Source organism: Acinetobacter sp. F9, assembly GCF_019195275.1.
GTDB classification, from domain to species: Bacteria; Pseudomonadota; Gammaproteobacteria; order Pseudomonadales; family Moraxellaceae; genus Acinetobacter; species Acinetobacter pseudolwoffii.
The window spans coordinates 2,186,949-2,199,541 of the sequence record NZ_CP078068.1 but is presented as its reverse complement, the minus strand read 5'-3'; the positions used below and the strand labels follow the sequence as shown (position 1 = coordinate 2,199,541).

Here is a 12,593-nt window from a genome sequence, read left to right as displayed (position 1 = left end):
TGGTTTATGTCAGGAAATAACCTCCAGTTTCCTGACTTTTTTATGTCTGTTTCAGCTTTGAGCCAAAGCCAGTGAAGTCAAGTAAAAACCCAGCGCCAGAACGATAATTCCAACAATTACACTCGACAGCGCATACAATAGAGCTAAACCTACGGCGCCATGTTTCAAAAGCTGAAAGCTTTCCAGACCAAAACTGGAAAATGTGGTAAATCCGCCCAGTATCCCCACCATTAAAAACAGACGTGCTTCCTGTTGCAGCATTGGATATTTTTGGCTACAGGCAAAAAAGATCCCTGCACATAAGCAGCCCAGAATATTGACCCACCACGTCGGCCAAGGAAATTGCATCTGTGGTTTTAGCAACCAGAGCCCTGCTGCATACCGTAAACTGGCACCCACTGCCCCGCCGATTGCCACCCAAAGCCAGCCCATATACGTTCCTATTCTATTTATTGATCCAGTTGATTTGATCCGAAATTTCAAATTAATTATGAATCATTTTCATGATTATCTTGAACTGAAAACCTATTAAATACCATGGAACTTCGCAAGAAAATTGCTATATTCATCGCATCGAATTTTTATTGATTGCAAAGGGAAAACAGTATGGCACAAGATTTATTGGCACAATTGGCCGCAGGTGAGGCAAAATTTGCAGATGTGATTGCCTATATCGAAACGCGTTATACCCATACCCCGACTGCATTTAAAAATGGCCAGCAGAGCAATGCAACCACTGAAAACCAAGGCAGCGCCAAAGTTTTTGCCTTTGCACGACTCAATGGGCTGGATCAGGCCCAAACCTTAAGCCTGTTTGCCGAGCACTATGCAGCTGTACAAGCGACGCCTCAAGCCAGCGATCATCAGAATATCCGCCAGTTTATGCAAAATGGCTGGGATGGCATTGCATTTGAAGGTCAGGCTTTAACTGCTAAATAAGCAGTTTATCAGTATAAAAAACCGCTCATAAGAGCGGTTTTATATAGGCATCTAAATAGCAAATTTTAATTTAGCTTTTCCCAACCTGTTCAATCCACTGAATTGAACTGACACGGAATACCTCACAGGCGCCATCACCGGTATCGGTCGGGGTCAATGAAGAAGTCCAGACCAGATCTTTATCACGCACTTCAACCAGCTCACCCTGCATACGCACCAGATCACCACGTTTCACCTTTTTAATGGCCTTGGCAATTTCAGGATTGGCCGGAATGATATGCATATTGGACACCATCTGCTTGGCTTGTTCTACCGGCACGGGCACCCGATCCATTTTCCAGTTCAGATAACGGTCATATTGATTGACACTAATATGTCGGGCAATTTCAGGTTCAGCAAACAGCCCCCAACTCACCGCATAATCAATCGGAGAGAATTTGGCCTGCGGATCAGCGCTATAGACTTTGGAACCCAAAATACGGAAATCACCTTTAAAAGGCTGCAAGACGGAAATCGACTGTCCTTTGACCACAGGTGGCAAACCTTTGGCAATATTGTGATCGACCGAGCTATAGCTGGAAATAGGCAGCAACAAACCGGCCAACAAAGCATAATGTTTAAAGTGTTTGAACATCATTTTTAATCTAATCCTAATCGAGTTGATCAAACGTTTTAAGGATATCTTCCTTGATCTTACGTATTTTTTAATGAATAAACAGTTGAACTTGGTAACAAACTGGGTGTATTTAGTCAGCTTGGGCATTCCCGAATATTGTATTTTTCAGTTAAGCTAAAATACATTCAGATTAAATTAAAACAACCCAAATGCTGTATCAACTTTATCAACAACACATCTTTCCGCACCTTTTAAATCAGGTGATGCAAACGCCGTCCTTGATGGATTTACGCCGTGAATTGCTTTTGAACATTTCTGGTGAAGTACTGGAAATTGGTTTTGGTACAGGGCTGAATCTGCCTTTCTATCAAGAAGTAGATCTGGTCTATGCCGTAGAACCCAATCCGGCCATTTTCAAACTGGCAGAACCGCGCATCCAGCAGGCTGCTTTTCAGGTTGAACATATTCAGGCCAGCGCAGAAGCATTGCCTTTTGCAGAACATAGTCTAGAACATGTGATCTCGACCTGGACGCTGTGTAGTATTGCTGACCTCGGCCAAAGTCTGCGTGAGATTTATCGTGTGCTACAACCGGGCGGTCACTTGCATGTGGTCGAACATGTGCTGAATCGACAAAATTTAAATATCCAGCGCCTGCAGCATTTACTCACCCCGATTCAGAAGAAAGTCGCAGATGGCTGTCATTTAAACCGGGATATTGAAACTGCCTTACTGGAAACTGGTTTTGAAATTGAAGAATTGAATTATATCAATGCCGCAGGGATTCCGAAGATTGGCCAGCGTATGCTGCTGGCTCGACTGCGTAAACCGCAAGGCTAATTTATTTTCGTTTTGCCGTTAATGTTGCTGCAACTGAGTCACACGCAGCAACTGACAATGGGCATGATATTCCGAGCCTGTACCCACCTGAAATTCCTGTCCCGTGCTTCCTGAATGTACTGTGACCAGATCACCGCTGAGTGTAATCTTCTGCCCTGATTTTAGCCTGCGAATCTGATTGGCAATTTTCTCGTTGGCAGCGATCAGACTAAAATGCCGGATATGCGTGCTGAGAAATTCAGCTTCAGCCTGGCTGATTTGTTCCTCGATTTGATAACAGCGTTTTGCTTGATCAAATGCTAATGTTGCCTGCATGGCTGGCAGTGACTGGCTGAGCAACAGCACATCGATATTACTGACATAGGCCAGATCATTAAAATGTCCAACCATAGGGCTGGCCTGATGCAAGACACGACGATTCGGTTTAACGAAACGTTTATCATGCACAGTAAATGTAGCTGAAATGGGTTGAATCGGCTCTACCGAAAAGTTTTTCAAGACACCTCGTTCTTCCAGATGTGGGATCGCACGAAAAAACTCATTCCAGACCCACAGTCCCAGCATAAACAGCAGCGCAGTGATCAGTAATTTCTGCATAATTTCTTATTCTTTCCTTGGTTGTGCTCAATCATCGAAATCAATCCGGATGGTTTCAAAACGCACCCGCCCTTCCTGAACTGCACGGGCAATCGCTTGCTGGCCTTTGGTCAGCCGCGCTCCACCACTTTTGATATCAATCAATACCACTTCAATATCCTCTGCTTCGCCTTCGCCGTCTCTGAAATCGGTATAGCCATCAAAGACCACATAATCGACAGGATCGCCCAGAAACTTGGCATCACTGGGCAGATATTGAAATTCCGGCATGATCGGTGCGAGCTGTTCCGCCATTTTGCCTTTCAGGACTGCCCTGCTGGTATTGACACTGCGTTTTTGCGCGGCGATCAATGCCTGCTGATGTTCTAGTTCCAGCTCGGCAATATACTGCTCATATTCAGCCTTGATGCGTCCATTGCGTGTCTGACTTAAAATAATGGTGGTCAGCACCACCCCGATACATGTGCCAATCAGCATGGCCATCCATATGGACATTCAATCTTCCTAATTTACTTTATTTTTTCAGCACAACATTCGACTGAAGTTGAAAACATCAGCCATTGGTACGCTTGAAAAGAATGATATGCTAGGCAGGAACAGAATAAAATCACCTTGAGTCATGAAAACAATTTTAGTTGCGAATCAGAAAGGCGGTTGTGGCAAAACCATGACAGCTATTAGTTTAGCGTCAGCACTCGCACAAAAAGGTTATAAGGTGGCGCTGGCCGATGCCGATAACCAGAAATCGGCATTGCAATGGCTCAAGCAACGTCCGGAACAGGCCATGCCGATTCAAAGTCTGGACTGGCGCAATCACAAATCCATTGGTGATGCACCGAAGCAGATTGAGTATCTGATCATTGATGCACCGGGAGCGTTGACTGAAGATCATGCCGAGCAGCTGATCAGTGAAGCGCATGCGATTATTATTCCGATCCAGCCTTCATTTTTTGATATTGATTCGACCCGCCGTTTTCTCAAGCATTTGCAGGACATTAAGCGGATTCGTAAAGGCAAGGTTGAAATTTTACTGTTGGCCAACCGTACCAAACCGAATGCAGCCAGTAATCAGGACATACAGCAGTTTTTTGACAAGATCGACCAGCAGCCGGTGGCCTGGATTTCAGAACGTGCACCTTATAGCCGTCTGGCTATGGAAGGTCTGTCAGTCTTTGATAAACCTCAAAAAATCTATCGGGAATTACAGGATCAATGGCAACCGGTGCTGAATGCCATTATCGATGATCCCAGTCAGTGGTTTTAAGCCAGTCCGCTGAATCCTAACACTGCTTTGGGAAAATAATCACGCTACTTACCAAGCCGTCATTTTCGATCGCTTTTTTTTCAGTTAATATGCCTGAACACGACCTAAAAAATGAGCCATTAAATTCAGTGCAACAGTACGCGCCTACATTACAAAAAGTCTTATTATTTGGATTGTTCTTTATCCTGATTTTTTTGAGTTTTCATATACTCAAATATTTCATCATCCCTGTAGTTTGGGCAGCGATTATCGCCTATATGACTTGGCCCTTGTATCAGTCGGTGTTACGCATGTGCGGCAATCGGCCAACGCTGAGTGCAACCGTGATGATTCTGGCCGTGATTCTGGTGTTTGGTCTGCCATTTATCTTCGCCATTTTTATGTTGCAGCATGAAGGTCGTAATCTGTATTTTGAATTGCAGCGACAGGTCTTTTCCGGTCATCTGGATGTACCGGATTTTATTCGTGGCCTTCCGATTGTCGGCAAGGAAATTAGCCGAACTTTAAATGAAATCAATACCGATCCAAACAGTATCGCGCTATCGATCTCGAGCTGGATTCAAGGTCATCTGAATTACGGCAAAGTGGTATTGAATGAAGTCAGTAAAAATATCTTTAAATTGTGTTTTGCGATACTTTCGCTGTTCTTTTTCTACCGTGATGGTCAGACCATTTTAAATCAGGTGCGTAAAGCTTTTGAGATGGTGGTCGGGCCACGTGTACATCATTATTTTTCTACCATTTCTGCCACTACACGTGCGGTGGTCTATGGCGTTGGTTTGACTGCAATTGCCCAGTCTTTATTGGCAGGTCTGAGTTATTTTGTCGCGGGTGTACCGAATCCGATGGTCTTGACCATTGTGACCTTTATTTTCGCTCTGATTCCTTTTGGCCCACCGGTGGCTTATAGCGCAGTATCACTGTGGCTCTTTTCACAGGGACAGACGATTGAGGCGATTGGGGTGATGGCTTGGGGTGTCTGTATTGTCAGCACGGCCGACAACGTAATTCGTCCACTGGTGATTTCTGGCGCAACACAAATTCCATTCCTGTTGATTATGTTTGGTGTTCTGGGCGGTATTGCCAGTTTTGGTCTGGTCGGCGTCTTCATTGGTCCAGTGATTCTTGCAGTCTTGCTGGCAATTTGGCGTGAATGGTTACATGAAAGTAATTTGAATGAACCCTTAATGATGCCTAAAGCCACCATGGCACATGACATCGATCCGCAGACCGAGGACACACCGCCCAAAGCACCTTAAAGCACAGATTGAATCGACTTAAACAAAACAAAACATTTAAGTACTGATTCTATATAGAGCTTCTGATCTTGCTCTGTTTCAATAGATTTACAAAACAGAATAAAGATCAGGATGCCAATACCATGTCTTCATTGTTTAAAATTACGACACTTTGTGCGCTCAGTGCTGCACTTTTCACAGGTTGCGCCTCGACTTCTCCATCGAATGAACTGGTCAGAGCCGTGACTGTAAATGCAGTAACCGCTGAGGGGATAGGTCAAGAGATTGGCACCGTATTACTCAGTGACAGTCCAGCCGGTCTGGTGATACGTACCAACCTGAAACAGCTCCCTGCCGGTGAGCGAGGTTTCCATATTCACGAAAATGGTTCATGTGCACCCGCCATGAAAGATGGCAAGATGGGTGCAGCACTGGCTGCCGGTAGTCATTACAATCCGAACCAGTCACCCAATCATGGTACGCCGGTGACCGGTCACCTCGGTGATTTGCCTGCATTAAAAGTCAATACTGACGGTACTGCCCGTGTCACCCTGCTTGCACCACGTTTGAAACTGGCAGATCTTCAGGGTCGTGCCATTATGGTTCATGCCGGCGGCGACAACTATTCTGACAACCCCTTACCATTAGGTGGTGGTGGCGACCGCATTGCATGTGGTGTGATCTAAACAGATTAGTGTAGATATAAAAAGAAAAAGACGGGCTATCTGCTCGTCTTTTTTCATGAAATTTTCTTTAGAGTTGGTATCTAAATAACTTTTTTACTCTTGAAATAGATCAGTTTATTGCCGGAAAACTTAAAGTTTTTTTGCAGTTATGCCATCAATAACAATATCGTGAAACTCAATAACCAACCGCTTTACTCGGTTATAACTCATTATAAATATTGAATATATTTTTATTTTTAAGATTTAATCTTCAATTTATATTGGGTACACTCAGGGTTAATTTAATTAAATCAGTATGTCTTATGAACATCAAAACTTTACGTCTGGTCGGTTTGTTTGAAGGGATTTCATTTCTGCTACTTTTATTTATCGCGATGCCCGTGAAATACATGATGGATAATCCGATTTTAGTGAAATATGTTGGTATGGGGCATGGCGTACTATTTGTACTGTTTTTAGTGGTGTTATTTGCGGTCTGTGAAAAGCAAAAATGGTCGCTCAGCATGTTTTTGATGGGCCTGATCGCTTCAATTTTGCCATTTGGGCCATTTTTGTTTGATCTGAAATTAAAGAAACTAGAGCAGCCCGTCGCTGAGCTTCAATAGATATTAAAATCCTCTCCCCCTCTGGGAGAGAGTTAGAGAGAGGGTATAGCCTTCCTTTATAAAAGGAGGAGCTTTAAAACTCCCCTCTCACCTTCCGCTCAGAAATAATCTGCTTTAAGCTCAGACGCGGCAAAGTAAACCACAATGCAATCAAAATGAAAGAGGCGATGCAATAGGCCCAAATATCATAGGCTTCATAAGCCATTCGAACTGCTTCAATCACCACGAAAAAGCTCAGCATCAGGATAATCGAAACCATAGCAGCCACCGTACCTTTGGACACTTCAGAAGACATCAGTGCAAAACGGTACAGCACCGAGAAACTTACGCCTTCACCAAGGCTGATACAGGTGGTGCCGATAATCAGGCAATGCACAAAATAGTCTGGAATAAACAGACCGAGTATTAATAAGCCTGTACCAAACAGCATCAATGGCACACCCAAGAGTACAGTTTTCCCCAGCGGCATTTTGTCGATGATTTTTAGCAAAACCAGATTACCGATAATCAAGCCGCCCAAGACCGGAAACTGTGCCAGACCATATTGCACGCTACTGAATCCAAATTTCTCGACCAGAATTACAGGCGATAAGGCAATCCATAACATCAACGGCAGGCTGACCAAGGGCAAGGCCGCGGTCATAATTACAAAACGTTTATTTTTTAAAACCTGTTTAAAGTCATCCAAAATATAGCTGAAGGGCTGCTTCGGAACACTGACTTTCAGGTTTGGCATTTTGGCTTTCAGGCCAAACCAGCTTAAAAATGACAGAAATGCAATGCCGATAAAGCCCCAATGCCAGGAGATATGATCAATCATAAAGGCACCCAGCACCGGCCCGAGCAATGGTGCCAGTAAAGAAACATTGGCCATGAGCGCCATGACTTTAATGGCATCGCGTTCTTCGAAGCTTTCCTGAATGGCGGCATAACCTACGGCGGTAATGAAGGACAGGCCAAAGCCCTGTAAAAAGCGCAGGAATAGGAAACTTTCGATATTGGGTGTTAATAAAATAGCCAGACAGCTAATCGTGAAAAATGCTACACCACCCAGCAGTACCCTTTTACGCCCGAGACGATCGGACAATGGCCCCAGGATCGCTGCGACAAATGCCCCGCCCAACAGAAAAAATGACATGGAGGATGGTGCCCATGAACTGCTCACGCCAAAATCACGGGTAATCGCCAGCATGGCGGGCTGAATCAGGTCATTACAGATATAGACGGAGAATTCAAACAGGACCAATGCCAGCGGGAACATGAGTGTGGCACGGGTCAGTTTTTGGGTTTGGATGTTTTGCATGGGAGTTTTTATTGTCAGTCTGCCCAGTGAAAGCAGACCAAACTTTATCTAAAATAGAAAGAAGGAATTTTAGCAGAGTCCTGTTTTTAAGTCCGTTCTCTTTTTTAATGACCTACTCAAAATATTATTTTTGCTCTTAGTGACTGGAAACCAAATTATCTAATTCATGAAAATTATTGAAAAGCCGTGAAATGAAAAGTACTTATAATCATTACAAATCAATGGAGGATACATTATTCATCTATATTCTAATAATTTATAAAAATCAAATAGACTCTACTGAATTCCACTCTTGAAACCATTTTTCTTTTCTAACATTTTCAAAATGAAGAATTTGTTCTACTAAGTCTATAATTAGTTGATCAATATCTTTTGCTATTGAATATCCTAGCGTTATTTTTGAAATACTCCCACTTTTTAATTGGTCACTACAGTCTAATCTAGAGGAATGATAGTTAGCCCTATCCATGATAAATTGATCAATATAATTAACATGTCCTTCTGTTGAAAAATGATCTTGAGGAAAAAATCTTACTAAGCTTAGCCAACAGAATCTTAAAAACCAGATTAAGTCTTCATTACCTTTCATCATATTAAGAGTGATTCCACTATCCCAATTGATATGACAGTTTAAATACACTTCTCTTTTCAAATTAGGTAAAGAAAAAATAAAATTTTGATCTGCCTCTAGTTCACTATCTTTCTCACGATACAATAATTTTTCTCGTAGGATTTTTTCTGATTTTCTTTTATCGTAATTGGTATAAAACCTATTTAGATAGAATAATAAGAGTGAAGCTAAAAATCCTCCAATTACGCCAATTGTAGCGGCTAATATATTTGAGTCCATTAACTCCCCCCTTCCCAAAACAAAAAAGCGCATCCTTAGATACGCTTTTAACCAAAAACTGCCTAAAGATCAAACACTATTATGGACAGACCGCTTTCTGGAAAGTTTTGGTATTTGCCCCACGTGCACAACGATACAACTTCTCGGTATTTTGCAGCATCCAGCTGCTATCTTCCCGTTTAAAATAATAAATGGTCTGTACTGAGCGTACCGAATCATCCATTAACCCAGTTTCAGTGACTTTGACCTGTCCAATCGTGGGCGATTCTACCTTGTCAAAGAACTGCCGTAATTCAACCGTTGCCAGTTCCTTACGCAAGTCCGGTCTTAATTGTAAAACCTGTTCCAAAGGCGTATCCGAAGACGACTGTACCTTTGCAATGACCTGTTGAGCAGTTGCACAGCCTGAACCCAATATACCAAAAGCGAGAGTTGCGACTGCCAATATCCGGAACATATTATTTAACCCTTTATCGTCATTCTTATTCCAACCCATCATGCCGAACTTCTTAGTACAAAACCATTTAGACTCTGTAACTGCCTTTACACAGCAATAAAAAAACGCACCTTTCGATGCGCTTTTTTCAATTCCGACCGATTAAAGATCGAAGAGTTTACCCGGGTTCATGATGCCATTTGGATCAAACACTTTTTTCAGGGCTTTCATATATTCAATTTCTTCCGCCGAACGCGAATATTCAAGATATGGCTTCTTGGTCATGCCCACACCATGTTCCGCAGAAATTGAACCGTCATATTTTTTCACGGTATCAAAAACATACTTGTTCACGACCTGACATTTGGCAAAGAATTCATCTTTAGACAAATCCGCAGGTTTTAAGATGTTTAAGTGCAAATTACCGTCACCAATATGACCAAACCAGCAGATTTCAAAGTCTGGGTAATTCGTCGATACAATTGCATCAATTTCTTTAATGAACGCTGGAACATGCGTAATTAGAACTGAGATGTCATTTTTATATGGAATAAACGGCGCGATAGATTCAGAAATGTCTTCACGTAAACGCCATAAGCTTTCCACCTGATCCAGGCTTTGGCTCATTACGCCGTCCAGTACCCAACCTTGTTCCATACAATGCTCGAAGATTTTCATCGCCTTGTCCATAATCGGCTCAAACGGCGCTTCAAACTCAAGCAATACATAGAATGGGCATTCAGTTTCAAATGGACGTTGCACGTGACCATGTGCCAACACTTTTTGCATTGCCAGTTCACCAAAGAACTCAAATGCGGTTAAATCAATTTTCGCCTGGAAGGCATGCAATAACGGCATGATTGCATCAAAATCAGGTACACCCAGAACCATCACTTGCAGGTCTTGTGGTTGACGCTCAAGTTTGATTTCCGCTTCAGTCACCAGACCCAGCGTCCCTTCACCACCGATGAATAAATGTTGTAGTGCATAACCAGTTGCATTCTTGATCATGCCTTTGTTTAGACGCAGTACATCACCCTTACCCGTCACCACAGTCAGGCCAAGCACCCAGTTACGGGTCATGCCGTATTTAATCACTTTGATGCCGCCAGCATTGGTCCCGATGTTACCGCCAATTTGCGATGAACCAGCAGACGCAAAATCAACCGGATAGTACATGCCCTGCTCTTCAGCATAGTTCTGCAACTGTTCAGTCACCACACCTGCCTGTACGCGCACCATACGGTCTGCCGGGAAGAATTCCAGAATCTGGTTCATCTTGTCCATGCTGACCACGATCTCGCCATTGGCTGCGACTGCACCTGCAGAAAGACCGGTACGACCACCCGATGGAGTCACTGCAACGTTAAATTGGTTTGCCAATTTTACGATGTCTTGAACTTGCTCAGTTGACGACGGAAAAACGACGACTGACGGGTTTGGATCAAAGTGCTTCGTATGATCGCGACCCCAATTCTGGAGGCTGTCCGTATCGGTTTTAATACGGTTTTCACCCACAATTGCAGTCAATTGGGTCAATAACTCAGGGGTTAAAGCGACTGGAGCATTCATCGTTTGCAGACCTAGCATGATTTAAACAAGAGAGACTTCGCTGGTTCATTTGCACAATTTTTACGCATAAAAACATGGATACAAATCAGGCGAAACATGATTATTAAAGCACCGGATCACGCTGCTTTAAAAGCATGGCGCAATATTATAAGCTATTTTTTGGTGTTTCCCGCGAAAAATGACAATTTTGATAATATACCTTTGAAAATACAGATTTAAATCAAACACCATGATCATTATTATCAATATATCTTGCCAGAATAGCTGATGTGAGCGTCATTAAGGAAATGTATAAGTGCGCTTTTCCTGTGCTATTATACCGCGACTAAATTTGGCCTTTGTAGCGGAGCCGTAATGAGCCAACATCTATCTCTACCTAAAGATAAAATCCGTTTTCTACTGTTAGAAGGCGTTCATCAGAACGCAATCGACACATTGAATGCAGCTGGATATACCAACATCGATTATCGTAAAACAGCGCTCGAAGGCGAAGCACTGAAAGAAGCGATTAAAGATGCACACTTCGTCGGTATTCGTTCCCGTACTCAACTGACTGAAGAAGTATTTGAAGCTGCGAACAAACTGATTGCTGTGGGTTGTTTCTGTATCGGTACCAACCAGGTCAACCTCGATGCTGCAATGCGTCGCGGTATTCCGGTATTTAATGCACCGTATTCAAATACCCGTTCAGTCGCTGAACTGGTCTTGGCAGAAACGATTCTGCTTCTGCGCCGTGTACCTGAAAAATCAACAGATACACATGCAGGTGGCTGGAACAAATCGGCTGTCGGTTCATTCGAAACACGTGGTAAAACTTTAGGTATCGTTGGTTACGGTTCAATCGGTTCACAACTTTCTGTACTGGCTGAAAGCCTGGGCATGAAAGTGACCTATTATGATGCAGTGACAAAACTACCTTTAGGAAATGCACGTCAAGTCGGTTCTATGGGCGAATTACTGGCCAATGCAGATGTGGTTACTCTACATGTTCCGGATCTGCCATCTACCCGTAATTTCTTTGGCAAAGAACAGTTTGCGCAAATGAAAGAAGGTGCAATCTTCCTGAACGCAGCACGTGGTACATGTGTTGTGATTGAAGATCTGGCAGATGCGATCAAGTCTGGTCACATTGCTGGTGCTGCAGTAGACGTATTCCCGAAAGAGCCGAAAGCCAATGGTGAAGAATTCGTTTCTCCACTGCGTAACCTTCCAAACGTGATCCTGACTCCGCACGTGGGTGGTTCGACCATGGAGGCACAAGCCAACATCGGTCTGGAAGTTGCTGAGAAATTCGTTGCCTATTCAGATAAAGGTATGACTTTATCTGCAGTGAACTTCCCGGAAATTGCGTTGCCATTGACTGAAGGCAAACACCGTTTACTTCATATTCATAAAAACATTCCAGGCGTGTTGTCTAAAATCAACAACCTGTTTGCTGAACACGGTATCAACATCTCTGGTCAGTCTCTCATGACTAAAGGTGATGTCGGTTACCTGGTGATGGATGTCGATGCGACTGCATCTAAAGAAGCACTCGATACCCTACATGAAGTTGAAGGAACAATCCGCGTACGCGTACTGTTCTAATTTAACAATATGAAAAAACCACAGCTTTCGGGCTGTGGTTTTTTGTTTTTTAAGGTTTTTA

General features: G+C 43.2%; 15 protein-coding genes. 7 read left to right on the top strand and 8 right to left on the bottom strand.

What is annotated here, in order from left to right; translation table 11 throughout:
• Nucleotides 1-51: 51 nt before the first annotated feature.
• Nucleotides 52-432 (bottom strand): fluoride efflux transporter CrcB, encoded by a 381-nt coding sequence (gene crcB, locus KT990_RS10400; protein ID WP_004281556.1) that lies wholly within the window; start codon nucleotides 430-432, stop codon nucleotides 52-54.
• 174 nt (nucleotides 433-606) lie between these two features.
• Here crcB and KT990_RS10395 point away from each other — a divergent pair, with 174 nt between their 5' ends.
• A complete protein-coding gene (locus tag KT990_RS10395; protein ID WP_180075512.1) occupies nucleotides 607-939 on the top strand; it encodes a HopJ type III effector protein in 333 nt (110 codons plus the stop codon).
• Nucleotides 940-1,009: 70 nt separating this feature from the next.
• Here the strand turns inward: KT990_RS10395 and KT990_RS10390 are convergent, their stop codons facing one another.
• Nucleotides 1,010-1,573: a hypothetical protein gene (locus KT990_RS10390; protein WP_034608360.1), complete on the bottom strand. Its 564-nt coding sequence runs from the start codon at nucleotides 1,571-1,573 to the stop codon at nucleotides 1,010-1,012.
• A 191-nt stretch (nucleotides 1,574-1,764) separates the two neighbouring features.
• Between KT990_RS10390 and KT990_RS10385 the strand changes: the two genes are divergently transcribed.
• Complete coding sequence (locus tag KT990_RS10385) at nucleotides 1,765-2,394, top strand: class I SAM-dependent methyltransferase (protein ID WP_100357832.1); 630 nt, start codon at nucleotides 1,765-1,767, stop codon at nucleotides 2,392-2,394.
• An 18-nt stretch (nucleotides 2,395-2,412) separates the two neighbouring features.
• Here KT990_RS10385 and KT990_RS10380 read toward each other — a convergent pair whose 3' ends face one another.
• Nucleotides 2,413-2,991: a hypothetical protein gene (locus KT990_RS10380; RefSeq protein ID WP_100357833.1), complete on the bottom strand. Its 579-nt coding sequence runs from the start codon at nucleotides 2,989-2,991 to the stop codon at nucleotides 2,413-2,415.
• Between the two features lie 27 nt (nucleotides 2,992-3,018).
• A complete protein-coding gene (locus KT990_RS10375; protein WP_005094229.1) occupies nucleotides 3,019-3,486 on the bottom strand; it encodes a Holliday junction resolvase-like protein in 468 nt (155 codons plus the stop codon).
• 124 nt (nucleotides 3,487-3,610) lie between these two features.
• Between KT990_RS10375 and KT990_RS10370 the strand changes: the two genes are divergently transcribed.
• From KT990_RS10370 to KT990_RS10355, 4 genes are all read left to right on the top strand, one after another.
• Nucleotides 3,611-4,255: a ParA family protein gene (locus KT990_RS10370; protein WP_005094230.1), complete on the top strand. Its 645-nt coding sequence runs from the start codon at nucleotides 3,611-3,613 to the stop codon at nucleotides 4,253-4,255.
• A gap of 128 nt (nucleotides 4,256-4,383) precedes the next feature.
• A complete protein-coding gene (locus KT990_RS10365; RefSeq protein WP_370982120.1) occupies nucleotides 4,384-5,514 on the top strand; it encodes an AI-2E family transporter in 1,131 nt (376 codons plus the stop codon).
• A gap of 122 nt (nucleotides 5,515-5,636) precedes the next feature.
• On the top strand, nucleotides 5,637-6,179 hold the full coding sequence (sodC, locus tag KT990_RS10360; RefSeq protein ID WP_005168781.1) for a superoxide dismutase family protein: 543 nt from the start codon (nucleotides 5,637-5,639) through the stop codon (nucleotides 6,177-6,179).
• A 302-nt stretch (nucleotides 6,180-6,481) separates the two neighbouring features.
• Nucleotides 6,482-6,784, top strand: a complete 303-nt coding sequence (locus KT990_RS10355; protein WP_005094233.1) for a DUF3817 domain-containing protein — start codon at nucleotides 6,482-6,484, stop codon at nucleotides 6,782-6,784.
• Nucleotides 6,785-6,857: 73 nt separating this feature from the next.
• Here KT990_RS10355 and KT990_RS10350 read toward each other — a convergent pair whose 3' ends face one another.
• The 4 genes from KT990_RS10350 to KT990_RS10335 form a co-directional block, all read right to left on the bottom strand.
• Nucleotides 6,858-8,087: an MFS transporter gene (locus KT990_RS10350; protein WP_218208767.1), complete on the bottom strand. Its 1,230-nt coding sequence runs from the start codon at nucleotides 8,085-8,087 to the stop codon at nucleotides 6,858-6,860.
• A gap of 265 nt (nucleotides 8,088-8,352) precedes the next feature.
• Nucleotides 8,353-8,937: a hypothetical protein gene (locus KT990_RS10345; RefSeq protein ID WP_114541843.1), complete on the bottom strand. Its 585-nt coding sequence runs from the start codon at nucleotides 8,935-8,937 to the stop codon at nucleotides 8,353-8,355.
• A 79-nt stretch (nucleotides 8,938-9,016) separates the two neighbouring features.
• The gene (locus KT990_RS10340) at nucleotides 9,017-9,394 is read right to left on the bottom strand and encodes a DUF4348 domain-containing protein (protein WP_218209382.1); all 378 of its coding nucleotides are present in this window, start codon (nucleotides 9,392-9,394) and stop codon (nucleotides 9,017-9,019) included.
• Nucleotides 9,395-9,535: 141 nt separating this feature from the next.
• Complete coding sequence (locus KT990_RS10335) at nucleotides 9,536-10,945, bottom strand: FAD-binding oxidoreductase (RefSeq protein WP_218208766.1); 1,410 nt, start codon at nucleotides 10,943-10,945, stop codon at nucleotides 9,536-9,538.
• Between the two features lie 354 nt (nucleotides 10,946-11,299).
• On the opposite strand from KT990_RS10335, the gene serA reads away from it, so the two are divergent.
• Complete coding sequence (gene serA / locus KT990_RS10330; RefSeq protein WP_218208765.1) at nucleotides 11,300-12,532, top strand: phosphoglycerate dehydrogenase; 1,233 nt, start codon at nucleotides 11,300-11,302, stop codon at nucleotides 12,530-12,532.
• The last annotated feature ends 61 nt before the right edge of the window (nucleotides 12,533-12,593 follow it).

Coding starts and splice junctions, on each gene's coding strand:
- KT990_RS10350 (WP_218208767.1), bottom strand. CDS start 8,087: ATGCAAAACATCCAAACCCAAAAACTGACCCGTGCCACACTCATGTTC.
- sodC (WP_005168781.1), top strand. CDS start 5,637: ATGTCTTCATTGTTTAAAATTACGACACTTTGTGCGCTCAGTGCTGCA.
- KT990_RS10345 (WP_114541843.1), bottom strand. CDS start 8,937: ATGGACTCAAATATATTAGCCGCTACAATTGGCGTAATTGGAGGATTT.
- KT990_RS10355 (WP_005094233.1), top strand. CDS start 6,482: ATGAACATCAAAACTTTACGTCTGGTCGGTTTGTTTGAAGGGATTTCA.
- crcB (WP_004281556.1), bottom strand. CDS start 432: ATGGGCTGGCTTTGGGTGGCAATCGGCGGGGCAGTGGGTGCCAGTTTA.
- KT990_RS10375 (WP_005094229.1), bottom strand. CDS start 3,486: ATGTCCATATGGATGGCCATGCTGATTGGCACATGTATCGGGGTGGTG.
- KT990_RS10380 (WP_100357833.1), bottom strand. CDS start 2,991: ATGCAGAAATTACTGATCACTGCGCTGCTGTTTATGCTGGGACTGTGG.
- KT990_RS10390 (WP_034608360.1), bottom strand. CDS start 1,573: ATGTTCAAACACTTTAAACATTATGCTTTGTTGGCCGGTTTGTTGCTG.
- KT990_RS10385 (WP_100357832.1), top strand. CDS start 1,765: ATGCTGTATCAACTTTATCAACAACACATCTTTCCGCACCTTTTAAAT.
- KT990_RS10370 (WP_005094230.1), top strand. CDS start 3,611: ATGAAAACAATTTTAGTTGCGAATCAGAAAGGCGGTTGTGGCAAAACC.
- KT990_RS10335 (WP_218208766.1), bottom strand. CDS start 10,945: ATGAATGCTCCAGTCGCTTTAACCCCTGAGTTATTGACCCAATTGACT.
- serA (WP_218208765.1), top strand. CDS start 11,300: ATGAGCCAACATCTATCTCTACCTAAAGATAAAATCCGTTTTCTACTG.
- KT990_RS10395 (WP_180075512.1), top strand. CDS start 607: ATGGCACAAGATTTATTGGCACAATTGGCCGCAGGTGAGGCAAAATTT.
- KT990_RS10340 (WP_218209382.1), bottom strand. CDS start 9,394: ATGTTCCGGATATTGGCAGTCGCAACTCTCGCTTTTGGTATATTGGGT.